A 23,023-nucleotide genomic window follows, 5' to 3' on the forward strand; every position below is an offset into this window, starting at 1 on the left:
GCCGACAGTTGGTTTGCGCACCTCGCATTTGATGTCCCCGGAGAAAAAACATCCAACGAATGGCTCGAACCCGTAACTGATGAAGAGTACGATAAGCTAAAATAATCTGCAAATCGGATACGGAGCCTCAGGACAAAGTAAGTTGAGCCTCGCAGCAAATATGTTGCGGGGCTGTACTTTTACCTTTGCATCAAAGAAATAACTAAAAATATCAGATATGAAAACGAAAATATTATTTCTGTTCGCATGGCTCATGGCGACTGCCACAGGCTGTTCCGCCGATGAACCTCATAAAGAGCTGCCGGATACGCCTCCGGCCGAAAATACGGAAGACCCGACCGCCCCTGCCGGAGACCGCAAGGTGCTGATTATCTATTTCTCCCATACGGGCAATACGAGGACGATAGCCGGCTATATTCACGACATGGTAAAGAGCGATATGGTGGAACTCGAAACCGAGGATACCTATACCGATGATTACGATACGCTGTTGGCGCAAATCCGTCAGGAGGTCGCCGATGAGTATTGTCCGCCGCTTGCGACACGCATCGAAAACATATCGTTGTATGACGTCATCTTCGTGGGCTATCCCATCTGGGTGGAAACGGCCGCACCGCCTGTCCGCACCTTCCTGACCTCCTATGACCTGTCGGGCAAGACTGTCGTCCCGTTCTGCACCAGCGGTACGAGTTCCGCCGAAACGAGCTATCGCCTTGTCCGTTCCCTCTGTCCGCACTCCACCGTTTTGGAGGGTATCCAGATTCGTCGCGGCACTTATGACACCGCTCGTGAACGGGTTACCGAATGGTTGCGGCGAATCGGCATTGTCGAATCGAAAGAATAAGCGGACGGAATACGATTGTATCGAAATGGAATATGGATAAAGTACAGAATATATACTTTTTCAGCTCGGTATGCACGGACTCGTATGCCCGTCATTTCTTCTCTGCCCACTCTTTAGTCTATCTGTATAGCGGGCAGCTTCACCTGCAAAACCAGTGCGGAGAAGCACTGACCGTAGGACGGGGCGAATGCGCGTTTATCGGACGGGACAGTTACTCGCATCTTTATGCGGAACCGGATGCGGACGAGCCCTGCCGTATGGCGTTTTTCTCGCTCACGAGGCAGTTCCTCTGCGAGTTCTACCAGACACTCGATCCGGCACGTCGGAAAAAGTCCGCAAAGCCTCTGTCGGCGCTGCATCTGCTGCCGCACAGACCGGAAATCGAAAGTTTTTTCCACTCGCTGCTCCCTTATATCCGAAGCGGTCGGGAACTCTCGGACGAGGTGCTTCGATTGAAGATGATAGAACTTTCCTGCACCCTGCTGGATACGGACAAACGATATGTTCCGACCCTGTTCGATTTCAGCGGCACATGCGGAATGAATCTGCTCGACCTGTTACGAAAAGAGGAGGAGGCTGAAATCAGATGGCGGAAAATGCCGAATGAACTTTACAGCAAAATAAATTGAGCCGACAAACAAAGCATGTTCGTTCGACTCCGGCTATTTTTGCAATGGAAATCAGTAAAATATATGAATATGAAAAAGTTTTTGTATCTTCTTTTTGCGATGACCATCGCAGTGGGATTGAACGCCTGTTCTCCCGATGACGACCCGGTGAACGAACCCCCGACGGAGATTCCTGAGAATCCGGACGATCCCGACCAGCCGGATAATCCTGAAAATCCGAATCCTGATGAACCGGAAAATCCCGATCCGGATGACCCTGATAACCCTGAACCGACAACGGGAAAGACGCTCATCGTCTATTACAGTTTCACGAATAACGTGCATACCATCGTCAGCGACCTGCGCACGCAGATCGAAGCCGATGTCATACGGGTGGAACCGGCCGAGAAAGGACTCGACTATGCGGCAAACAACTACGCCATCGGCAGCGCACAGATTCAGGCCATACGGAACAATCCCGGCAGTGCTTCTTCCTATCCGGCAATCGACCCCATAGAGGTGGATTTCGGGCAGTACGGCACTATCATCGTGGCAGCTCCGCTTTGGTGGAGCAACATGGCGGCACCTTTGCAGACGTTCCTGTTCAATTACGGAGCGGAGATGGCGGGCAAGCGTATCGGTCTGATCGTATCGAGCGCGAGCAGCGGCATCAGCGGCGTGGAATCGGACGCCAAGCGGTTGATTCCCGACGGGAACTTCCTGACACCGAGCCTTTGGATTCGTTCGTCCCAGACATCCGACTGCCATTCGATGATAGCCCAGTGGCTGAAAGATACAGGTTATACGGAATAAAAGGAGGCGGTATGAAAAAGATATTCCTGCTTCTGATGCTGCTTGTTCCTGCGATGACTTTCGCAGGATGCAGCGATGAGAATGATAATCCGCAGACGGAGATTCCCGATACGCCCGATAATCCGGGCGGCGACGACAACGATGGCGACGAACCGGGTCCTGTCAATCCGGGCAGCGGAAAAATACTGATCGCCTATTTCAGCCGTTGGGGAAACACGAACTATCCTGCGGACGTGGATGCCTCGACCGGTGCGAGCATTATCATAAACAATGGCAATCGTCGCGGAACGACACAGGCGGTAGCTGATTATATTCAGGCTGCCGTTGGCGGAGATATTCATCTGATTGAAACCTCCGACCCGTATCCCGTAGATTTCGACGATGTGCGTGACCTGAACCACTCGGAACAGGCGAACGGGACACGCCCCGCATTGAAGAGCCGGATCGAGAACATGGCGCAGTACGAAACGGTATTCATCGGCTATCCCGTCTGGGCGACAACCGTTCCGCAGGCTATCCGCTCGTTCCTCGAAGCATACGACTTCGCGGGGAAAACGGTCGTACCGTTCTGCACGCACGACGGATACGGAGCCGGCAGCAGCTATCGCGCCATACAGGATGCGGTGTCCGGTGCAACCGTGACGGACGGTCTCGCATTGCTGGCTTCGGACGTGCCGTCCTCGGAATCCCGTGTCCGGGAGTGGCTCGAACGGATCGGCATCGAGCGCGAAGAGCCGCAGGGAACCACAATCCATATCATGGCCGGAGGACGCACGTTCACGGGCGAATGGCTCGATACGCCGCTTGCCCGCGAGATACGGGAGATGTTTCCGCTGACAGCGACTCTGGGACGGTACGGAGGCCGGGAATACTATGGCTCCATGCCGCAGCGACCGACCCATACCGAAGAGGGACAACTGCATTTCAAGAACGGCGACATCACCTATTGCCCTTCGAACAATACGATTGCCATCTTCTACGCGAAAGCCGATGATCCGAGCATGGGTACTTTGACGATGCGTATTATCCCTATCGGGAAAGTAACCTCCGACCTGGGCGCATTCGACGAGATGGAGAGCCGCTCGGAGTTCACTTTCGACAATGTTCAATAAACCAAAAGCCGAAATCATGAAAACAAAAACATTTTTATTTACCGTTATCGCTTTTTTATTCACGAGTTTACAGACTATGGCACAGAATAACGACAAACACATCCTCGTCGCCTATTTCTCGGCGACGGGAACGACGGCACGAGCCGCCGAGAAATTGGCGAATGTCACGGGCGGAGAGCTTTATGCGATTACACCCGCCGAATCTTACACAAGTGCCGACCTCGACTGGCACGACCGGCAGTCGCGCAGCTCGGTGGAGATGAACGACCCGAAAGCACGCCCCGCAATCAAGGGCAAAAAGGAGAACATCGCCGATTACGATGTCATTTTCATCGGTTATCCCATTTGGTGGGATCTTGCCCCGCGCGTCATCAATACGTTCATCGAAAGCCACGACCTGACGGGTAAAACCGTCATTCCGTTCGCCACGTCGGGAGGCTCCACGCTCTCAGGCAGCGCGGCAGCGTTGAAAAGAAGTTATCCCGCTCTGAACTGGAAAGAGGGACGGCTTCTCAATCGTGCCGACGAGAAAACCATCCGCACGTGGATCGAGAAATTAGGATTTTAACCGCTTAAAAATGAAAGTATGATGACACCTTTATTTATCGGCGGTCTGGGCATGCAGGAAGTGCTGCTGATCGCGTTGGTCGTGCTGCTGTCATCACACTCTCGCTCGTCGTCTTGTCGATGTAGCTGCCGTGCGAGGTAAGGGAAAGCATTGGGATTGCAAAAAACAAATAGTAAATAATAATGAAAAAGGTCATTCATTTTAAGGAATAAATCTCCGCCGTCGATTCCGTATCATTAACGAGAATTGCAACTACAAGATTTACAACTTAAAAGATGAATGATTATGACATATATTACAACGGAACATCTGGTCGATGCCGCCACGAAAGCCGTTACGGAGGAACTCTTCCGAGAATTCGACAAAGCCTTGCAATCGTTTTGCAATGAAGAGCAAGATAGAATAGTTGTTTTCCGCACTTTGCGTTATACCCGAATCCGATTGCACGTTCTGCGAAAACACTTGCCCGAAGATGACGCATCGCCCCACAACTCGCAAAACCGTTTCTTGGAGATAGCGCTCGGTTATATCAATACGGAACTGGAACTGCTCGCCCGCGACGGACGCCGAGCCGAATCACCTGCTACGCGCATGCGCTGGACCGGCACGCTCGTCGAGTTGGTCGAATTGATTTACGGATTGCAGGAGTCGCGTTGTATCGACGACGGAGAAACTCCGATCAACGAGCTGTTCGCTTTTTTCGGCTTGCAGTTCGGGCTGGAAATAAAAGTTCGGAATTGCTACGATACCTATCTGGACATCAAACGCCGCAAGAACGATAGCCGCACCTATTTTCTCGACAAGATGCGCGAACGACTGAACCTGCGAATGCAACGAGACGATGAAAAAGAACGAGAACGGCACAGATAACCAACCGCGCGGGACAGTAATTTGTCCCGCGTTTTTCGTATAGTTCGATGCCAATTGGTCGCATTTCGACGCCACAAGCTATCAGCATATTCCGATTCAATAGAACTTCGCAAAATCCGATTTACCTTGTACTCGAAATCCAATTTATCGAGTATGAAACGCGGAGCAAATCGGATTCGAGATACATGAAGGCAGTTGCAGACTACCAGAATCGAATCTATAATCTGAAAAATTACGAAGATGAATTACCTTTTAATCGAAGAGCGCGCATGGACGAATCTGCAAGCCCACGCCCGCCGACTAACCGACACGATACGCCGGCTCGACCGTCATTTCAATCCTGCTGCCGAAAGCGGCTGAATAAACAACATGGAAGTTTGTCGTTTGTTGCACATCTCCAAACGGACATTGCAATACTTGCGTACCAGCGGGAAGTTACCGTACTCGACAATTGGCAACAAATGCTACTACAAACTCGAAGATGTTAAGGATTTGCTTGATAAACTAAACGCGGACAAGCGATGAACAAGACTACGACAATTAACGAGGAATGTATCATTACGTGCGATACACCCGAATACAAAGCGTTGGTTGAAGCTATGCGCTGCGCAGTACAAACAGCTGATAGATTGATTGCAGATGTCAAACCCTCGCTATTAGGCGAACGCTATCTGACCACCGAGCAGATGATGACCCGTTTCCACATCTCTCGTCGTGCCTTGCAAAACTATCGGGATAGAGGAATCATTCCCTATACTTCCATTGGCGGAACGCTTCTCTATCCCGAATCCAAGATCAACGAGGTGCTGGAGAGAAACTACTACAAACCAAATCTGTGAATGAATATAAGCAAGAGGTGCATTTGCGCCTCTTGCTTATATTCATTCACATTTCAGAGATTAATCATACTTAAATCTTCGGGAAATGGAATGCCATTATTTCGAGATATACAGTTGTTTCAGAATCTATTGGCAGGTGGAATATGTAGCTAAAAGATGATTCGCCTCTATTGCCTTGTGCGCTTACGTAATATTTATGCTTTTTAGCTTCTTCTGTTATAGTATTTAAAACTCCGGAAAAATTATTCCCCGATACAAAAAACATCAGTGCAACTTTGGTATCCCGTATTGTTAGATATCTGTCGAATAGTTGATCCAACGCATTGTGAAAAGCCTGGGCTCCATGCCAGAATTTACATTCGGCAATAAACAAGTTGGCTCCCGAAGTTGCGTCTTTCAAACAGATATCTGTCTTGCCGCAATGATTGAATGTTTCACCAGTTGCCGTTACATTATCATATCGACTTTCAAGTTTGAATAAAAACTGATCGCGAAGGGATTCTTCATCCTTCCCTTGATACAAAGACGGCTTTCGCTCTAAGGCTTGCCCGCTTTTATAGCATTCTGTAAGTATGTCTTCATACATTTCATTTGACATAGACGGATATGTCTCATATCGCTTGTTCCCCACTTGGGGCATAGGAACTCTTTTCTTTTGAATCGTCGGCACAGTAATCTTTAAGGGAGCATCTTGTTTGGGAGTAACATTAATGGCTTTGAAAAAGATATTTTCCGCTAAATACTCCTTTCTTCTGCGTTCCAGTTCTATGAGAGCTGTTTGTTTTATTTGAGAATTAAAAGTTTCAACTTCTGGGTTTATTGTCAAGTATTGAGATACCTTATTCTCAAATATGCGTATTTTGTCTTGCTGGAAACGCTCTGCATCTTGTTCCCACACTTCAAAAACCAAATATATTCTATTACTTATATGGTCAATTTCTAACTCAGCTGATGCACCTCCACTTATTATAATACTATCTGGATAAACAAAAAACAGGTCGGGATTTCCTGTAAATTGGTAACTGACTTTAATTTTATATCCATTGTGCGTTACCTTTCGTCCTTGCATGCCATAATGGCACCCATTGTAAGGCCACTCCACTTCCTTTTTTATAGATTCTGGCTCGTGAACAATCTCACTATCTCGAAGAACATTAATAGGTTCTAAAGAGTATTTATCAAAAAGGTAATTAAGATAATCATTTTGTTCAAGATTCAACACTTCATCTTTTGAAAGCTGATTGATATCTGCTTTCAAAGAAGCAAGACGATCATTAAAAAAATCGCTTCTACTTTTATATTTTTGTGGTTCTCCGTAAGTCATTCGTATATTAGATTAGTATGCGAATTTACGAAAATCTTATGACTTTTAATATCTGTTCCACATTAATCGTTAACTAAGGCAGTCTAATTTTGTTTAGGCGAATTCTGTATTTCTCAGATACTATAATTCAAGATAGGTACATTTTCTTACAACATTATCAAGCTAAAATATTTTCGGTAATTGAAGAAATGTTATAGATCCATATATCTTTTGAAATTTATATGTATATTTGCATCGTATTGAAAAGGCCGAGACATTGGCAAGCAATCCGATGCTCTTTGCGCATAGCCAAAGCGTGGTACAACGGAATGGTTCTTTTGCAATTCGATTGATATACAGCGACTTCAAAATGCGGATGCGGCATCGTTTTCCGCTCACGAGGTCCTTTTTCAAGGACCTTTTTTGTTGAGCAGACATCTGGTACTCTGACCGTTGAGTGCGTTCGGATTACGAAGTAAGTCTATTTACGGCCTCCTCTTTTGTCGTGACAAAAAACACATTCGCGCCTTTATTGCTTTCGTACATGAAATCTTTCAGCGGTTTGCTCGTATAAGACGAGAAATCACCGTATATGGCAATACGACCGCCGTAATTGACGTATTTCTGCAAGATTTCACCCGCGACTCCGGTGCTGAGGATGAAAAAATCACGATGTATCCTGTTTTTGGCAATAGCAATGCTTTTCGTGCCGGCATAGAAACTGACATTCATAAGCAGCTCCAAAGCGGACTGCACATCCGCAATGACCGTTTCATCGCTTTCCACTACGGCGCACACCCTGTTGTTTCGTTCGATTTTTATAATTTTCATACCCGCGATTTTCAGATTATTCGACAGCATGAAGTTAAGGAAAATCACCCGGAACGGCAAACGACCGTTCCGGACTTTTTCGTCGAGTTTCGAAAAAAAACTTTGCAGTTTTGATTCGAAATGATATTTTTTTGGTAGATTTGTAATCGGAGGTCTGCCGGGAACCGCCGGACAGAGATTCCGCGACAATCATAAAACCGAAAGATATGGAACAGTACATTTTGTCATTGGACCAGGGGACGAGCAGTTCGCGGGCTATCGTCTTCGACCGCAAAGGAGAGATCCGCTCGATGGCCCAGCGGGAATTTCCCCAGTATTTTCCCCAGCCGGGGTGGGTGGAGCACAATCCCCACGAAATATGGTCGTCGCAGGCTTCGGTGATCGCCGAGGCCATCTCGGCCATCGACATCAACGGGCTGAACATCGCCGGAATCGGCATCACCAACCAGCGCGAAACGACCGTCGTATGGGACCGCGAGACCGAAGAACCGGTCTACAACGCCATCGTCTGGCAGGACCGCCGCACGTCGGAGTACTGCGACCGCCTGAAAGCCGACGGGCAGACGGAGTTCATCCGCGAACGGACGGGACTCATCATCGACGCCTATTTCAGCGCCACGAAGATCAAATGGATTCTGGACAACGTGCCGGGCGCCCGCAGACGCGCCGAGCAGGGCAAGCTGATGTTCGGAACGGTCGATACGTGGCTGATCTGGCGGCTGACGCGCGGCGAGGTCCATGTGACGGACGTGAGCAACGCCTCGCGTACGATGCTGTTCAACATCCACACGCTGCAATGGGATGAAGAGCTGCTGAAGCTCTTCGACATCCCGGCGTCGATGATGCCCGAGGTGAAGTCGTCGAGCGAGGTCTACGGAGCGACGAAAACCACGATCTTCGCCCACAAGGTGCCCATCGCGGGCATCGCCGGAGACCAGCAGGCGGCGCTGTTCGGACAGATGTGCATCGAACCGGGATCGGTCAAAAATACATACGGCACGGGGTGTTTCCTGCTGATGAACAGCGGTGAAAAGCCCATCGCCTCGAAAAACAACCTGCTGACGACCGTGGCGTGGAAAATCGGCGACAAGGTCAACTACGCCCTCGAAGGGAGCATCTTCGTCGGAGGTTCGGTGGTGCAATGGCTGCGCGACGGGCTCGGGATCATCCGCTCCTCGTCGGAGGTCGAGGAGCTGGCTGCCTCGGTCCCCGACACCAACGGGGTCTATTTCGTGCCGGCGCTCACGGGGCTCGCGGCCCCGCACTGGGACCAGTACGCCCGGGGCGCCATCAGCGGCATCAGCCGCGGCACGACGGCGGCGCACATCGCCCGTGCGGCGCTGGAGGGAATCGCCTACCAGACGCTCGACATCGTGGGCGCCATGCAGCGCGATGCCGGAATCACGCTACTGGAACTGAAAGTCGATGGCGGCGCGGCACGCAACAACCTGCTGATGCAGTTCCAGTCGGACCTGCTCGGCACGAAGGTCATACGCCCGCGTGTGACGGAAACCACGGCGCTGGGAGCCGCCTATCTGGCCGGACTGGCCGTGGGCTACTGGGGCAGCGTCGCCGAAATCCGGGAACAATGGCAGGCGGAACGCATCTTCGAACCCGCGGAGGAGCGCACGCAGATCGACAAAGCCGTCGCGGGGTGGGAAGACGCCGTGCGACGGGTACTGCACACGGAAAAAGGCTGAGCGATGGAGACGACACTGATGACCAAATGCCTGTTCGAGTTCATCGGAACGCTGGTGCTCGTACTGCTGGGCGACGGGGTGGTGGCCTCGACCGTCCTGAAACATTCGAAAGGTTACGGCGGCGGCTGGATCGTGATCACGATGGCCTGGGGACTCGCCGTGATGTGCGGCGTGCTGATCGCCGGGCCCTGGTCGGGCGCGCACCTCAATCCCGCGGTTTCGGTCGGACTGGCCGCCGCGGGCTCTTTCCCGTGGGAATTCGTGCCGGGCTACGTCGCAGCGCAGCTGCTGGGCGGATTCTGCGGAGCCGTGCTGGTATACCTATATTATAAAGACCATTTCGACGCCACGGACGACCCGGCGACGAAACTGGGAGTCTTCTGCACGATGCCCGCCATCATGAACAAACCCCGCAACCTCTTCTGCGAGGCGGTCGGCACGTTCCTGCTGATGTTCGTCATCCTCGTGATCGGCAACGAACAGAACACCCCCGAGATCGGGATGGGCAGCCTGGGGAGTTTTCCGGTGACGATGCTCATCATGGCGATCGGCATGTCGCTGGGCGGCACGACGGGCTATGCCATCAACCCCGCCCGCGACCTTCCGCCGCGGCTGGCCCACGCCGTCCTGCCGATCCGGGGCAAAGGCCCGAGCGGCTGGGATTACAGCTGGGTGCCCGTCGCAGGCCCCCTCGCGGGAGCGATCGCGGCCGGACTGATATACGGGTGCATCTACATCTGCGGATAAAAAAACGCCCGAACCCCTGAATCGTTCAGGTTATCCGAGCGCAGAACGGGCGGGAGAGCGTTCCGAAACAAATCGTCCGCCTCCTAAAACCCGCTTTTCAAACGGGCACGGACCCACTTTTCGACGGCATCTTTCGAACTGCCCACCGCACCGCCGCGGACGGGAAGCCCGTCGGGAACCTGCGACTTGGGACAGAGCTTGCGGATATCCTCTTCGCTGCGGCCCATGCGGCTGCCCTCGTGGGTCATGAACGGCACGACGGTCTTGCCGGCGAAGTCGTAGGAAGTGAGGAACGTCGCCACGGGAGGCGCCACGGTAGCCCACCAGCAAGGCGAACCGATGAAGATCACATCGTACTGCGACATATCCTCGACCCGGCTTTTCAAGGCGGGACGCACTCCGGCTTCGATCTCTTTTTTCGCCTGATCGACCACCGTCCGGTAATCCGAAGGATAGGGCGTGACGGGGACGATCTCGAAGAGTTCGCCGCCCGAAACCCCGGCGATCTGGCGCGCCACCTCGCGGGTGTTGCCGCTGTGGGAGTAGTAAGCCACCAGCACTTTTTTGGCGGGAGCGGGCTGCGTCTGCGCACCGGCCCCCGAAGTAAGGATTGTTGCCATCGTTGCTAAAATCAGTTTTGTTTTCATCGCTTTCAGGGATTTAGGAATTTCCACTCTGCAAAAGTAGGGAACGGAAGGACAGCGGAGCTTACCCGGATTACGGGTCGTCGTACCATAATTACCGATTCGGCGCGGAACGGGTTCGGAACGAGAAAAAAAGTGATAACTTTGTGTCGAACAAAACCATCCGGAATATGAGCGACATCGTCAAATACGACAACATCTTCCAGTACAACGAAGCGCGCGGCGTCGAGACGCTGCACCCGCTGGTCAGCGTCATCGACTTCTCGAAGTGCGGTCCGGCCCGCTACGAACGGCAGGTCTACGGGTTTTACACGGTCTACCTCAAAGAGGTGAAATGCGGCGACCTGCGCTACGGACGCAATTACTACGACTATCAGGAGGGAACGCTCGTGTTCCTGGCCCCGGGGCAGGTCATCGGCTACGAGGACAACGGCCAGACCTATCAGCCCAAAGGCTGGGCCCTGCTGTTCCATCCCGACCTGCTGCGCGGAACGTCGCTCGGACGCAATATCGGCAGTTACTCGTTCTTCTCCTACGAGGTGAGCGAAGCCCTGCACCTCTCGGAGCAGGAGCGGAACGTGGTGGTGGACTGCCTGCAAAACATCCTCGCGGAGCTGAATCACGCCATCGACAAACACAGCCGCACACTGATCGTCTCGAACATCGAGCTGCTGCTCAACTACTGCACGCGCTTCTACGAACGGCAGTTCATCACGCGCGTCAATGCCAACCGCGACGTGCTGGCCGGCTTCGAGCACCTGCTCGGCGACTATTTCCGGGACGACCGTCCCGAGCGGGAGGGAGTGCCGACGGTGCGTTGGTGCGCCGAGCAGCTGCATCTGTCGCCCAACTATTTCGGCGACCTGGTGAAAAAGGAGACCGGAAAATCGGCGCAGGAGTACATCCAGTCGAAGGTGATAGACATCGCCAAGGAACGCATTTTCGACACTTCGCGCTCGATCAGCGAGGTGGCCTATTCGCTGGGGTTTCGTTACCCGCAGCACTTCACGCGCCTGTTCAAAAAGGTAGTGGGGTGCTCGCCCAACGAATACCGGACCGCCAACTGAAACTGAAAAAACCCTTCCGCCGAACGGAAGGGTTTTTCACACACAAACATTAACAATACAAACAATGCAATGGCTGAAATCTGATTCTCATTGTTTCTGAGACAAAGGTCGGGCAAAATTTCGTGCGGCGCAATCGCTATTAATAGGTATTTCGAGAGGCTTTTCACCCCGCATATAGGTAATTTCATCCGCCGGACGCGGCGGGAAACGCTTTTTTTATTTTGAATTTCGAATTTATGCATTATCTTTGCAAGCGAATTCGAACGAACCGGGCGACCGTCCGGTTTTTGAAAATCACATTGAACGATACAACGATATGCAGGATCTGAAAGCGCTGGAAGGAAAAAGCCTTGCCGAATTGCGTGAAATAGCCAAGGCTCTGGGCATCAAGAACATCATGATCAAGAAGCGCGAACTGATAGCGGAAATAGCCGGAAACGCCCCTTCGGAGGAGGCCGCTCCCGCAGAACCGCGACAGGAAAAGAAAGAAGCGGAAGAACCCCGTGCGACAACGGTCGGGGAACCCCGGGAGAAAGCCCCGCGCGGGCGCCGTCCGCGGTTGTCGAAAACCGAACCGGCCGCTGCGGCGCCGCAGCCCGGAGTCGCAACGGAACCCGAACTTCCGATGGAAATATCTCCCGCCGGGGAGCCCGAAGCGACAGCTCCGGCCGCGGAACGGACGGAACAGCCGGAACCGGCAGCGCAGGCTGCACAGCCCGTCGCCGAACCCAAACGCCGCGGCCGCAAACCCAAAGCTCAGGCTCAGACTCAGGCACAAGCCCAGGTTCAGGAGGCCGCCGCGCCCCAGCCCGCAGCCGAAACGCATGCGGAAGAGCCCGCACCCCGCGCCGTCGAAGAGGAGGTCATCACCAAGGACGACTTCGCAGGCGAGATCGAGGGCGAAGGCGTTCTGGAGATCATGCCCGACGGCTACGGATTCCTCCGCTCGGCCGACTACAACTACCTCAATTCCCCCGACGACATCTACGTTTCCCCGTCGCAGATCAAACTCTTCGGACTCAAACCCGGCGACACGGTGAACGGCGCGATCCGTCCCCCGAAGGAGGGCGAGAAATATTTCCCGCTGGTACGCGTGAACGAGATCAACGGACTCAAACCCGAGTACATCCGCGACCGCGTGCAGTTCGAATACATGACGCCGTTGTTCCCCAGCGAGAAATTCTGCCTCACGGGCAACGGCCACAACAACATGTCCACCCGCATCGTGGACCTCTTTTCGCCCATCGGCAAAGGCCAGCGCGCGCTGATCGTCGCCCAGCCCAAAACGGGTAAGACGATGCTTCTGCAATCAATCGCCAACGCCATCGCCGACAACCATCCCGAAGTCTACATGATCGTCCTGCTGATCGACGAGCGCCCCGAGGAGGTGACCGAGATGGCCCGCAACGTGAAGGCCGAAGTCGTGGCCTCTACATTCGACGAACAGGCTTCGCGCCACGTGAAAGTGGCCGAAATGGTGCTCGACAAGGCCAAGCGCATGGTCGAAAGCGGTCACGACGTGGTGATCTTCCTCGACTCGATCACCCGTCTGGCACGCGCCTACAACTCGGTGCAGCCCGCTTCGGGCAAGGTGCTCTCGGGAGGTGTCGATGCCAACGCCCTGCACAAACCCAAGCGGTTCTTCGGCGCGGCCCGCAACACGGAGGAGAAAGGTTCGCTGACGATCATCGCCACGGCGCTGATCGACACCGGTTCGAAGATGGACGAAGTGATCTTCGAGGAGTTCAAGGGCACGGGCAACATGGAGTTGCAGCTCGACCGCAAACTCTCCAACAAGCGCGTCTACCCGGCCGTGGACGTTATCGCCTCGGGAACCCGCCGCGAAGACCTGCTGCTGCCGCGCGACGTGATGAACCGCACGTGGGTGCTGCGCAAATACCTTTCGGACATGACCCCCGTGGAGGCCATGGAGTTCCTGCAAAAACAGATGAGCCTCACGGATTCCAACGAGGAGTTCCTCGCCACGATGAACCACTAATAACGCGTACAGAAACTGCAACACCCGCCGAATCCATGAAAAACTACCTGCTTTTAGGCATGTGCCTGCTCTTCGCCCGCGGCGCCTCCGCATGGGGACAGAAGGGGCACGACGTTACGGCTTACATCGCCGAATGCCACCTGACACCCGAAGCGGCCGAGAAGGTTCACAAAGTGTTGGGAGGCTACTCTCCCGTCTACTTCGCCAACTGGCTCGATTTCGCCAGCCACTGGCCCGAATACGCCTATTCGAAGACCTGGCACTACCGCAATGTGGACGAGGGCGAAACGATCGAAAGCATGCCCGAGAATCCCGATGGCGACGTGCTGAAAGCCGTGACCGAGATCACCGAAAAACTCAAATCGGGAAAACTCGCCCCCGACGAAGAGGCGCTGAATCTCAAAATGCTGATCCATCTGGTAGGGGACATGCACTGCCCGATGCACCTGGGGCGTCTGAGCGACCTGGGCGGCAACCAGCGTCCGGTGCGGTTCTTCAACCGCGAAACCAACCTGCATTCGGTCTGGGACACGAATCTGCCCGAAGCGGCTCACAACTGGAGCTACACCGAGTGGAAGGAGCAGATCGACCGGCTGACCGACGAGGAAAAAGCCGGGATCACGGCCGGAGAGCCCGCCGACTGGGCGAAGGAGACGCATGAAATCTGCAAGGAGATCTATGCTTCGAGCCCCGAGGGCACGAAGATCGAGTACGACTACATTTTCAAATACACGCCCGTCATCGAGAAGCAGTTCCTGCGCGGCGGACACCGCCTGGCGCGCCTGCTGAACGAGATCTACCGATAGGGGAGTCCGGACGACGAAAACGCCCGCGGATCGAGAGGTCTGCGGGCGTTTTTCGTTTTCGCAGTCCGAATCCCGTCCGGAAGCGGTTGCAACGCCGATCCGCGTTTTTTGTTCACAATTTGTTGAAGAAAAATGGCGGAGGACGTTTGCCCGTCGGGGAACTATGTCTACATTTGTTTCCGTGCAAGGTTCTCCGCCGGTCGCAACCGGCATGGGATCAAAAGGGAACTCCTGTGAAAATCAGGGACTATTCCCGTAGCTGTAAGCTCCATAACGGTCCGCACACTCTCTGAGCCACTGTCCGCAAGGGCGGGAAGGCGTGCGGACGGAGCGAGTCAGAAGACCTGCCTTGCCGGAAAAGGTACCAGCCTTCGGGATATAGGGCGATACCCGAACAAGATTTTACGAAACGACATTCAGGAAGACCCGACGGGCCTGTCCGCCGTGCGCGGAGAGGGGCGGAGCGTCTTTCCGCACGGATGAAACACATAACGGATTTCAGAAGAATATGGGTATTTCAGAACTTTACATCATCAAGCGCGACGGCAAACGTGCGCCGTTCTCGGTCGAGAAGATCAAACGCGCCATCAGCAAGGCGTTCCTTTCGGTCGGCGGATACGCCACCGACGATGACCTCACGTCGGTGCTGAGCCGCGTACACGTGTCCGACGGCATGTCGGTCGAGGAGATTCAGAACCAGGTCGAGGTGGCCCTGATGGCCGAGCGCTATTTCGCCGTGGCCAAGAGCTACATGCTCTACCGCCAGAAGCACTCCGAAGACCGCGAAGAGCGCGACAAGCTGCGCTTCCTGACCGACTACTGCGACGCCAAGAACCCCGCTACGGGTTCGAAATACGACGCCAACGCCAACGTCGAAAACAAGAACATCGCCACGCTGATCGGCGAGCTGCCGAAGCAGAACTTCATCCGCCTGAACCGCCGCCTGCTCACGGACCGGATCAAGGAGATGTACGGCAAGGAGCTGTCGGACAAGTATCTGCGCCTGCTGAAAGATCATTTCATCTACAAGAACGACGAAACCTCGATGGCCAACTACTGCGCCTCGATCACGATGTATCCGTGGCTGCTGAACGGCACGCTGTCGGTCGGCGGCAACTCGACGCGCCCGACGAACCTCAAATCATTCTGCGGCGGATTCGTCAACATGGTCTTCATCGTGTCGTCGATGCTCTCGGGGGCCTGCGCCACGCCCGAATTCCTGATGTACATGAACTACTTCATCGAACAGGAGTACGGCGAGGACTACTACAAGCGCGCCGACGAAGTGGTGGACCTCTCGAAAAAGCACCGCACGATCGACAAGATGATCACCGACTGTTTCGAGCAGATCGTCTACTCGATCAACCAGCCGACCGGAGCGCGCAACTTCCAGGCCGTGTTCTGGAACGTCGCCTACTACGACCGCTACTATTTCGAGTCGCTCTTCGGGGAGTTCGTTTTCCCGGACGGTTCGAAACCCCACTGGGAGTCGCTGTCGTGGTTGCAGAAGCGGTTCATGACGTGGTTCAACAAGGAGCGGACGAAGACCGTGCTGACCTTCCCCGTGGAGACGATGGCGCTGCTCACCAAGGACGGCGACGTGATGGACAAGGAGTGGGGCGACATCACGGCCGAGATGTACGCCGCGGGGCACTCGTTCTTCACCTACATCAGCGACAACGCCGATTCGCTGTCGTCGTGTTGCCGCCTGCGGAACGAGATTCAGGACAACGGATTCAGCTACACGCTGGGCGCCGGCGGCGTCTCGACCGGTTCGAAAAGCGTGCTGACGATCAACCTGAACCGCTGCATCCAGTACGCCGCGAAGAACGGCATGCACTACCTGAAATATCTGGAAGAGGTCGTGGACCTGGTGCACAAGGTGCAGACAGCCTACAACGAGAATCTCAAAGAACTGAAAGCCAAAGGCATGCTGCCGCTGTTCGACGCGGGTTACATCAACCTTTCGCGCCAGTATCTGACCATCGGCGTCAACGGGCTGGTCGAGGCCGCGGAGTTTCTGGGCATTCCGATCAACGACAACGACGAATACGCGGCGTTCGTGCAGGAGGTACTGGGGCTGATCGAGCGCTACAACCGGAAATACCGCACCAAAGAGCTGATGTTCAACTGCGAAATGATCCCGGCGGAGAACGTCGGCGTAAAGCACGCCAAATGGGACCGCGAGGACGGATACGCGGTGCCGCGCGACTGTTACAACTCCTATTTCTACGTCGTGGAGGACGAGTCGCTGAACGTCATCGACAAGTTCCGGCTCCACGGCCGCAAATACATCGACCACCTCACGGGCGGCTCGGCGCTGCACATGAACCTCGAAGACCATCTGTCGAAGGAGCAGTACCGCCACCTGCTGCGCGTGGCGGCGGCCGAGGGATGCAACTACTTCACGTTCAACATCCCCAACACGGTTTGCAACAAGTGCGGGCACATCGACAAACGTTATCTGAAGGAGTGCCCCGAATGCCATTCGGACGATCTGGACTACCTGACGCGCGTGATCGGATACATGAAACGGATTTCGAACTTCTCGGCGGCGCGCCAGCAGGAGGCATCGAGGCGTTTCTACGCCAAAGCGGAATAGGATGGTCCGGTATCACAACTTCGACATCGTATTCGCGGAGATCCCGGGCGAAACGACGCTGGCGTTCAACATCACGAACTGCCCCAACCGCTGCCCGGGGTGCCACAGCCCCCACCTGACCGCGGACGAAGGGCGCGTGCTCGACGATGCGGAACTGCTGGCCCTGCTGGCCTGCTACGGACGTTCGGTCACCTGCGTCTCGTTCATGGGCGGCGACGCCGAACCGCAGGAGATTGCCCGGCTGGCCGGCGTGGTGCGGAAGAACTACCCGGCGCTGCGCACGGGATGGTATTCGGGGCGCGACGAACTGCCGAAAGGCCTCGACATCCCGGCGTTCGACTACATCAAGCTGGGCGGCTGGGTCGAGGCGCTGGGGCCGCTGACGGCGCCGACGACCAACCAGCGACTCTACAAGGTCGGGCCGGAGGGCGGAATGGAGGACATCACGCACCGATTCCGCCGCAAGCCCTGACACGCCGACGGAACACTCGATTTGCGGAACCCGGAGATTCAGAGATTAGTAAAAACGTTGTCTGCCATACGACGATTTACCTCCGGTTCCGCAAATTTCGTGTCCGGAGGCAGCCGGCCGCAGGGCAAGTCCGAAAAAAACGACTATTTTTGCCGCATGGATTCTTCGCTACGATACACCGCCCGGGACCTCACCGCCGAGCTCCCCGCAGCCGAATACATCGCCCGGTTCCGCGACGCCGGACGGATCGGCGGCTACTGCCGCGCCTGTCCCAATTACGGGAGGAGCTGGGGATGCCCGCCGTTCGGATTCGACGTGGACAAATACCTCGCAGGCTACGCCTCGGCGTTGCTCGTCGCAACAAAGATCGTCCCCGAAACGCGCGGCATTCCCATCTCGGAGTCCGGACGGCTGATCCGCCCCGAGCGTCTGCGCCTCGAAGCGCGCCTGCTCGAAATGGAACGGCTCTACGGCGGCCGATCGTTCGCCTACGTCGGAACGTGCCTCCATTGCCCCGAGGGGAGCTGCACACGCCCCGCGGGAAAACCCTGCCGCCACCCCGACAAGGTCCGGCCTTCGCTCGAAGCGTGCGGATTCGACATCGCCCGCACGACCTCCGAACTGTTCGGCATCGACCTGAAGTGGGGCAGCGAGGGCCGCATCCCCGAGTACCTGACCCTCGTCTGCGGCTTTTTCCACAACGCGGACAGCGTTATATGGAACGAATGAGCTATCTTTGCACCCATGAAACGGATTTTACGCCATATACTGCCCGCAGCCCTGTGCCTGAGCGTTTTCGGGGGCTGCATGAAATGGGACTACGACACGCAGGAGGAGCTCTCGGCGACGGGAACGGGGCTTTTCATCACCAACGAGGGCATGTTCCAGTACGGAAACGCCTCGCTGTCGTACTACGATCCCGAAACGAAGCAGGTGGAGAACGAGGTTTTCAGGCGCGCCAACGGCTTCAAACTGGGCGACGTGGCGCAGTCGATGACCATCCGCGACGGCGTGGGCTGGGTCGTGGTGAACAATTCGCACGTCATCTTCGCCATCGACATCAACACCTTCAAGGAGCTGGGGCGCATCACGAACCTCTCTTCGTCGCGCTACATGCACTTCATCTCCGACGAAAAAGCCTACGTCACGCAGATCTGGGACAACCGCATCTTCATCGTCAACCCCAAACGCTACGAGATCACGGGGTATATCGAATGTCCGAACATGGGGATGCAGTCGGGCTCCACGGAACAGATGGTGCAATACGGCAAATACGTCTTCGTGAACTGCTGGTCGTACCAGAACCGGATTCTTCGGATCGACACCGAAACGGACCGGGTGGACGCGGAATTGGTCGTGGGCATCCAGCCCACGTCGCTGGTGATGGACAAGAACCACAAACTGTGGACCATCACCGACGGCGGGTACGAAGGCAGCCCCTACGGCTACGAGGCCCCGGCGCTGTACCGCATCGACGCCGCCACGTTCCGGATCGAACAAAAGTTCCCGTTCAAACTGGGCGACAGCCCTTCGGAGGTGCAGATCAACGGCACGGGCGACAAAATCTTCTGGATCAACGACGACATCTGGTCGATGAACGTCGATGACGAACGCATCCCGGTGCGGCCGTTCCTGAAATACCGCGGCACGAAATACTACGGACTGACCGTCAATCCCCGCAACGGAGACGTCTATGTCGCGGACGCCATCGACTATCAGCAGCCGGGCATCATCTACCGATACACGGCCGACGGCGAACCGGTCGATGAATTTTACGCGGGCATCGCACCCGGTGCATTCTGTTGGAAATAAGCCATGAGAAAGAGCGTTGCAATCATCGCACTACTGCTGTTTCCGGCGCTGCTGCGGGCGCAGTCGGACCGATCCGAGACCGGCGCGGCGTCGTGGCGGGAAAAGGGCGTCGTGACCATCCGCGAAGTCCCGGTCTGGGGCCGCCGGCCGATGAAAAGCATCGGCGTGCAGGAGACCCGGCTCGACTCCCTGATCCTGAAAGAGAACATCGCCCTGTCGATCGCCGACGTGCTGACCTTCAACTCGCCGATCTTCGTCAAACAGTACGGCCGGGCGACCCTCTCGACCGTATCGTTCCGCGGCACGGGCCCCTCGCACACGCAGGTGACGTGGAACGGCATGCGCATCAACAATCCGATGCTGGGCATGACCGACTTTTCGATGATCCCGTCGTACTTCATCGACGACGCCTCGCTGCTGCACGGCACCTCGTCGGTGAACGAGACGGGCGGCGGGCTGGGCGGACTGGTGAGGCTCTCGACGGCCCCGGCCGACATCCGCGGATTCGGACTGCAATACATCCAGGGAATCGGCATGTTCAGGACCTTCGACGAATTCCTGCGCCTCGAATGGGGCGACGAGCACTGGCAGGTCTCGACCCGCGCCGTCTACCAGTCCTCGGCCAACGACTTCAAATACCGCAACCGCGACAAGAAGGAGAACATCTACGACGACGAGATGAACATCGTCGGATCGTATTATCCCACCGAGCGCAACAAGAGCGGCGCCTTCGACGACGTGCATGTCTTGCAGGAAGTTTACTACGACACGAGGCGGGGCGACCGTTTCGGACTGAACGCCTGGTATATCAACTCGAACCGCGAGCTGCCGCTGCTGACGACCGACTATGCCGACGACAAACAGTTCGAGAACCGCCAGCGGGAACACACCCTGCGCAGCGTGCTTTCGTGGGACCACTACCGGAGCGACTGGAAGGTCGCGGCGAAAGCGGGGTATATCCATACGTGGATGGCCTACGACTACCGGAAGGACCCCGGCAGCGGGATCATGAACTCGATAACCCGCTCGCGCAACAAGGTAGACACCTTCTACGGACAGGCCGACGGAGAGTACACGCCCGACGGAAACTGGTTCTTCACGGCAGGCATTTCGGCCCATCAGCATCTGGTCGAAAGCATCGACAAGGACATCATCCTGCAACAGGGCGGCAAAGACATCGTCGGATACGACAAGGGGCGCATCGAACTCTCGGCATCGGTCTCGGCCAAGTGGCGCCCCACGGAGCGGCTGGGGCTGTCGGCGGTCCTGCGCGAAGAGATGTACGGCACGAAATGGGCGACGGTTCCGGCCTTTTTCGCCGACTGCCAGCTGTCGAAGCGCGGCAACATCGTCGCCAAAGCCTCCGTGTCGCGCAACCACCGCTTCCCGACGCTCAACGACCTCTACTTCCTTCCGGGCGGCAATCCCGACCTGCGGAGCGAAAGCGGCTTCAGCTACGAAGCGGGATTGTCGTTCGCCGTGGGGAAGGAGAACGTCTACTCGCTGTCGGGATCGGCGTCGTGGTACGACCAGCATATCGACGACTGGATTCTGTGGCTCTCAACGCCCAAAGGGTTCTTCTCGCCGCGGAACATCAAGCAGGTGCATGCCTACGGCGTGGAGATGCAGGCCAGCCTGGCCGTCATACCGGCCCGGGATTGGAAACTGACGATGAACGGCACGTTCTCGTGGTCCCCGTCGATCAACGAGGGCGAGCCGATAAGCCCCGCCGACCAGTCCGTCGGCAAGCAGCTGCCCTACGAACCGGAGTTCTCGGCCACGGTGACCGGACGGCTCACGTGGCGGAGCTGGGGGCTGTTGTACCAATTCTGCTATTACAGCGAGCGCTACACCATGTCGAGCAACGACATCACCCTCAGCGGCCGGTTGACGCCCTACCTGATGAACAACCTCTCGCTCGACAAGGCTTTCGCCCTGAAATGGGCCGACCTCACGCTCAAAGGAACCGTCAACAACCTCTTCAACGAGGAATACCTCTCGGTGACCGCACGCCCGATGCCGCGCATGAACGTCGAGTTCTTCATCGGCATCAGACCCAAGTGGGGCGGTCGGAATCAGTAATCCGGGTAGGCATATCCGCAATTCGGGTAAGAGCGGGTTCGCACCGGCTTCGTACCTTTGCATCGTAAACCAATACGAATGCACGATGAAACGAACCCTGATCCTGGCGGCGGCCCTGCTTGCGGCCTGTCCGCTCACCTGCTTCGGACAAAGCAATCACTCCGATACGACCATGAAACAAAACCCGAATCTGACCCGCGAGTGGGACAAGGTGTTCCCGCAGAGCGACCGAGTGAACCACTCGAAAGTGACTTTCCGCAACCGCTACGGCATTACGCTCGCTGCCGATCTCTACATCCCCCGGAACGCCTCCGGGAAACTGCCCGCCATCGCCGTCAGCGGTCCGTTCGGCGCCGTGAAAGAGCAAGCCTCGGGCCTCTATGCCCAAACGCTGGCCGAACGGGGATTCCTCACCGTCGTCTTCGACCCGTCCTACACCGGCGAAAGCGGCGGCGAACCCCGTTACGTCGCTTCGCCCGACATCAATACCGAGGATTTCAGCGCCGCGGTCGATTTCCTCTCCACGCGCGACGACGTGGACCCCGAACGGATCGGTATCCTCGGCATCTGCGGATTCGGCGGATTCGCAATCAACGCGGCGGCGATCGACACGCGGATCAAGGCGACGGTGGCTTCCACGATGTACGACATCAGCCGCTGCACGGCGAACGGATATTTCGACTCGATGGATGCCGACGCACGCTACGAACTCCGCCGGCAGCTCAACGCCCAGCGCACGGAAGACGCAAGGACAGGCACCCGCGCGCTGGCCGGCGGGGTAGTGGACCCGCTGCCCGACGACGCCCCGCGGTTCGTGAAGGACTACTATGCCTACTACAAGACCCCGCGCGGCTACCATCCCCGTTCTCTCAACTCGAACGATGGCTGGAACAAGACTTCGTCGCTGTCGTTCATCAACATGTCCATCCTGTCGTACAGCGACGAGATCCGCAGCGCGGTGCTGCTGATCCACGGCGAAAAGGCCCATTCACGCTATTTCAGCGAGGATGCTTTCAAAAAGCTGAAAGGCAATAACAAGGAACTGCATATTATTCCCGGCGCCAGCCATGTGGATCTGTACGACAATCTGGCGGTGATTCCGTTCGACAAGATCGAAGGCTTCTTCCGGGAGTATCTGAAATAAACGTCCGGCAAGATTCTGCCCAAATACCTATTGAATCCTTAAATAATACCCCCGTCCGGTCATGCGACCGAGCGGGGGTTTACGTACCCGGTAGCCGCATTTGAATACATTAAATTCTATTAAACCCAAATAGAAGCTAAAATAGATGATTTTACATTTA

At 55.7% G+C, this 23,023-nt stretch carries 22 protein-coding genes, 1 pseudogene and 1 riboswitch; of the genes and pseudogenes, 20 read left to right on the top strand and 3 right to left on the bottom strand.

What is annotated here, in order from left to right:
• Positions 1 to 217: 217 nt before the first annotated feature.
• From WMO46_RS14940 to WMO46_RS14980, 9 genes and pseudogenes are all read left to right on the top strand, one after another.
• Positions 218 to 844, top strand: coding sequence for a flavodoxin (locus tag WMO46_RS14940; protein WP_129649834.1), 627 nt, complete (start codon positions 218 to 220; stop codon positions 842 to 844).
• A gap of 32 nt (positions 845 to 876) precedes the next feature.
• Positions 877 to 1,473: an AraC family transcriptional regulator gene (locus tag WMO46_RS14945; RefSeq protein WP_129649836.1), complete on the top strand. Its 597-nt coding sequence runs from the start codon at positions 877 to 879 to the stop codon at positions 1,471 to 1,473.
• Positions 1,474 to 1,542: 69 nt separating this feature from the next.
• The gene (locus WMO46_RS14950) at positions 1,543 to 2,265 is read left to right on the top strand and encodes a flavodoxin (RefSeq protein WP_129649838.1); all 723 of its coding nucleotides are present in this window, start codon (positions 1,543 to 1,545) and stop codon (positions 2,263 to 2,265) included.
• Between the two features lie 11 nt (positions 2,266 to 2,276).
• The gene (locus WMO46_RS14955; protein ID WP_129649840.1) at positions 2,277 to 3,377 is read left to right on the top strand and encodes a flavodoxin; all 1,101 of its coding nucleotides are present in this window, start codon (positions 2,277 to 2,279) and stop codon (positions 3,375 to 3,377) included.
• A gap of 16 nt (positions 3,378 to 3,393) precedes the next feature.
• Positions 3,394 to 3,945, top strand: a complete 552-nt coding sequence (locus tag WMO46_RS14960; protein WP_129649842.1) for a flavodoxin — start codon at positions 3,394 to 3,396, stop codon at positions 3,943 to 3,945.
• Between the two features lie 18 nt (positions 3,946 to 3,963).
• A pseudogene (locus tag WMO46_RS14965) lies at positions 3,964 to 4,035 on the top strand (twin-arginine translocase TatA/TatE family subunit); the annotation flags it as partial.
• A gap of 189 nt (positions 4,036 to 4,224) precedes the next feature.
• Entirely contained in the window at positions 4,225 to 4,815 is a 591-nt protein-coding gene (locus WMO46_RS14970; RefSeq protein WP_129649844.1) for an RteC domain-containing protein, read from the top strand.
• A 369-nt stretch (positions 4,816 to 5,184) separates the two neighbouring features.
• Entirely contained in the window at positions 5,185 to 5,340 is a 156-nt protein-coding gene (locus tag WMO46_RS14975; protein WP_129649846.1) for a helix-turn-helix domain-containing protein, read from the top strand.
• Positions 5,337 to 5,654, top strand: a complete 318-nt coding sequence (locus tag WMO46_RS14980; protein ID WP_129649848.1) for a helix-turn-helix domain-containing protein — start codon at positions 5,337 to 5,339, stop codon at positions 5,652 to 5,654. The genes WMO46_RS14975 and WMO46_RS14980 overlap by 4 nt, the downstream gene beginning before the upstream one ends.
• Before the next feature lie 70 nt (positions 5,655 to 5,724).
• Here WMO46_RS14980 and WMO46_RS14985 read toward each other — a convergent pair whose 3' ends face one another.
• Positions 5,725 to 6,978, bottom strand: a complete 1,254-nt coding sequence (locus WMO46_RS14985) for a hypothetical protein (RefSeq protein ID WP_349094602.1) — start codon at positions 6,976 to 6,978, stop codon at positions 5,725 to 5,727.
• A 447-nt stretch (positions 6,979 to 7,425) separates the two neighbouring features.
• Positions 7,426 to 7,788, bottom strand: coding sequence for a DUF4180 domain-containing protein (locus WMO46_RS14990; RefSeq protein WP_288661406.1), 363 nt, complete (start codon positions 7,786 to 7,788; stop codon positions 7,426 to 7,428).
• 206 nt (positions 7,789 to 7,994) lie between these two features.
• On the opposite strand from WMO46_RS14990, the gene glpK reads away from it, so the two are divergent.
• On the top strand, positions 7,995 to 9,488 hold the full coding sequence (gene glpK / locus WMO46_RS14995; RefSeq protein WP_129649852.1) for a glycerol kinase GlpK: 1,494 nt from the start codon (positions 7,995 to 7,997) through the stop codon (positions 9,486 to 9,488).
• Positions 9,489 to 9,491: 3 nt separating this feature from the next.
• Positions 9,492 to 10,235, top strand: coding sequence for an MIP/aquaporin family protein (locus tag WMO46_RS15000; RefSeq protein ID WP_129649854.1), 744 nt, complete (start codon positions 9,492 to 9,494; stop codon positions 10,233 to 10,235).
• 83 nt (positions 10,236 to 10,318) lie between these two features.
• Here the strand turns inward: WMO46_RS15000 and WMO46_RS15005 are convergent, their stop codons facing one another.
• Positions 10,319 to 10,855 (bottom strand): flavodoxin, encoded by a 537-nt coding sequence (locus WMO46_RS15005; protein WP_349094603.1) that lies wholly within the window; start codon positions 10,853 to 10,855, stop codon positions 10,319 to 10,321.
• Between the two features lie 194 nt (positions 10,856 to 11,049).
• On the opposite strand from WMO46_RS15005, the gene WMO46_RS15010 reads away from it, so the two are divergent.
• The 9 genes from WMO46_RS15010 to WMO46_RS15050 all read left to right on the top strand — a co-directional run bounded on the left by WMO46_RS15010 (position 11,050) and on the right by WMO46_RS15050 (position 22,863).
• The gene (locus tag WMO46_RS15010; RefSeq protein ID WP_019150302.1) at positions 11,050 to 11,946 is read left to right on the top strand and encodes a helix-turn-helix domain-containing protein; all 897 of its coding nucleotides are present in this window, start codon (positions 11,050 to 11,052) and stop codon (positions 11,944 to 11,946) included.
• Positions 11,947 to 12,262: 316 nt separating this feature from the next.
• Positions 12,263 to 13,945 carry a transcription termination factor Rho gene (rho, locus tag WMO46_RS15015; protein WP_349094604.1) on the top strand — a complete coding sequence of 561 codons (1,683 nt, stop codon included), beginning with the start codon at positions 12,263 to 12,265 and terminating at the stop codon, positions 13,943 to 13,945.
• A gap of 35 nt (positions 13,946 to 13,980) precedes the next feature.
• Entirely contained in the window at positions 13,981 to 14,751 is a 771-nt protein-coding gene (locus WMO46_RS15020; protein ID WP_349094605.1) for a S1/P1 nuclease, read from the top strand.
• 169 nt (positions 14,752 to 14,920) lie between these two features.
• A riboswitch (cobalamin riboswitch) is annotated at positions 14,921 to 15,117 on the top strand.
• Between the two features lie 142 nt (positions 15,118 to 15,259).
• Positions 15,260 to 17,353, top strand: coding sequence for an anaerobic ribonucleoside-triphosphate reductase (nrdD, locus tag WMO46_RS15025; protein ID WP_129649862.1), 2,094 nt, complete (start codon positions 15,260 to 15,262; stop codon positions 17,351 to 17,353).
• A 1-nt stretch (position 17,354) separates the two neighbouring features.
• Positions 17,355 to 17,825 (top strand): radical SAM family protein, encoded by a 471-nt coding sequence (locus WMO46_RS15030; protein ID WP_276715578.1) that lies wholly within the window; start codon positions 17,355 to 17,357, stop codon positions 17,823 to 17,825.
• 156 nt (positions 17,826 to 17,981) lie between these two features.
• Positions 17,982 to 18,554 carry a DUF2284 domain-containing protein gene (locus WMO46_RS15035; protein WP_349094606.1) on the top strand — a complete coding sequence of 191 codons (573 nt, stop codon included), beginning with the start codon at positions 17,982 to 17,984 and terminating at the stop codon, positions 18,552 to 18,554.
• Between the two features lie 15 nt (positions 18,555 to 18,569).
• Positions 18,570 to 19,637: a YncE family protein gene (locus tag WMO46_RS15040; protein ID WP_349094607.1), complete on the top strand. Its 1,068-nt coding sequence runs from the start codon at positions 18,570 to 18,572 to the stop codon at positions 19,635 to 19,637.
• 3 nt (positions 19,638 to 19,640) lie between these two features.
• Complete coding sequence (locus tag WMO46_RS15045; RefSeq protein ID WP_129649870.1) at positions 19,641 to 21,719, top strand: TonB-dependent receptor; 2,079 nt, start codon at positions 19,641 to 19,643, stop codon at positions 21,717 to 21,719.
• Between the two features lie 172 nt (positions 21,720 to 21,891).
• The gene (locus WMO46_RS15050; RefSeq protein WP_129652143.1) at positions 21,892 to 22,863 is read left to right on the top strand and encodes an alpha/beta hydrolase; all 972 of its coding nucleotides are present in this window, start codon (positions 21,892 to 21,894) and stop codon (positions 22,861 to 22,863) included.
• Positions 22,864 to 23,023 lie beyond the last annotated feature (160 nt).

It is taken from the genome of Alistipes intestinihominis, assembly GCF_040095975.1.
In the GTDB taxonomy this organism is placed as follows: domain Bacteria; phylum Bacteroidota; class Bacteroidia; order Bacteroidales; family Rikenellaceae; genus Alistipes; species Alistipes senegalensis.

Excerpts from the sequence above, each read along its gene's own strand:
- WMO46_RS14940 (WP_129649834.1), top strand. The coding sequence starts at position 218 with ATGAAAACGAAAATATTATTTCTGTTCGCATGGCTCATGGCGACTGCC.
- WMO46_RS14945 (WP_129649836.1), top strand. The coding sequence starts at position 877 with ATGGATAAAGTACAGAATATATACTTTTTCAGCTCGGTATGCACGGAC.
- WMO46_RS14950 (WP_129649838.1), top strand. The coding sequence starts at position 1,543 with ATGAAAAAGTTTTTGTATCTTCTTTTTGCGATGACCATCGCAGTGGGA.
- WMO46_RS14955 (WP_129649840.1), top strand. The coding sequence starts at position 2,277 with ATGAAAAAGATATTCCTGCTTCTGATGCTGCTTGTTCCTGCGATGACT.
- WMO46_RS14960 (WP_129649842.1), top strand. The coding sequence starts at position 3,394 with ATGAAAACAAAAACATTTTTATTTACCGTTATCGCTTTTTTATTCACG.
- WMO46_RS14970 (WP_129649844.1), top strand. The coding sequence starts at position 4,225 with ATGATTATGACATATATTACAACGGAACATCTGGTCGATGCCGCCACG.
- WMO46_RS14975 (WP_129649846.1), top strand. The coding sequence starts at position 5,185 with ATGGAAGTTTGTCGTTTGTTGCACATCTCCAAACGGACATTGCAATAC.
- WMO46_RS14980 (WP_129649848.1), top strand. The coding sequence starts at position 5,337 with ATGAACAAGACTACGACAATTAACGAGGAATGTATCATTACGTGCGAT.
- WMO46_RS14985 (WP_349094602.1), bottom strand. The coding sequence starts at position 6,978 with ATGACTTACGGAGAACCACAAAAATATAAAAGTAGAAGCGATTTTTTT.
- WMO46_RS14990 (WP_288661406.1), bottom strand. The coding sequence starts at position 7,788 with ATGAAAATTATAAAAATCGAACGAAACAACAGGGTGTGCGCCGTAGTG.
- glpK (WP_129649852.1), top strand. The coding sequence starts at position 7,995 with ATGGAACAGTACATTTTGTCATTGGACCAGGGGACGAGCAGTTCGCGG.
- WMO46_RS15000 (WP_129649854.1), top strand. The coding sequence starts at position 9,492 with ATGGAGACGACACTGATGACCAAATGCCTGTTCGAGTTCATCGGAACG.
- WMO46_RS15005 (WP_349094603.1), bottom strand. The coding sequence starts at position 10,855 with ATGGCAACAATCCTTACTTCGGGGGCCGGTGCGCAGACGCAGCCCGCT.
- WMO46_RS15010 (WP_019150302.1), top strand. The coding sequence starts at position 11,050 with ATGAGCGACATCGTCAAATACGACAACATCTTCCAGTACAACGAAGCG.
- rho (WP_349094604.1), top strand. The coding sequence starts at position 12,263 with ATGCAGGATCTGAAAGCGCTGGAAGGAAAAAGCCTTGCCGAATTGCGT.
- WMO46_RS15020 (WP_349094605.1), top strand. The coding sequence starts at position 13,981 with ATGAAAAACTACCTGCTTTTAGGCATGTGCCTGCTCTTCGCCCGCGGC.
- nrdD (WP_129649862.1), top strand. The coding sequence starts at position 15,260 with ATGGGTATTTCAGAACTTTACATCATCAAGCGCGACGGCAAACGTGCG.
- WMO46_RS15030 (WP_276715578.1), top strand. The coding sequence starts at position 17,355 with ATGGTCCGGTATCACAACTTCGACATCGTATTCGCGGAGATCCCGGGC.
- WMO46_RS15035 (WP_349094606.1), top strand. The coding sequence starts at position 17,982 with ATGGATTCTTCGCTACGATACACCGCCCGGGACCTCACCGCCGAGCTC.
- WMO46_RS15040 (WP_349094607.1), top strand. The coding sequence starts at position 18,570 with ATGAAACGGATTTTACGCCATATACTGCCCGCAGCCCTGTGCCTGAGC.
- WMO46_RS15045 (WP_129649870.1), top strand. The coding sequence starts at position 19,641 with ATGAGAAAGAGCGTTGCAATCATCGCACTACTGCTGTTTCCGGCGCTG.
- WMO46_RS15050 (WP_129652143.1), top strand. The coding sequence starts at position 21,892 with ATGAAACAAAACCCGAATCTGACCCGCGAGTGGGACAAGGTGTTCCCG.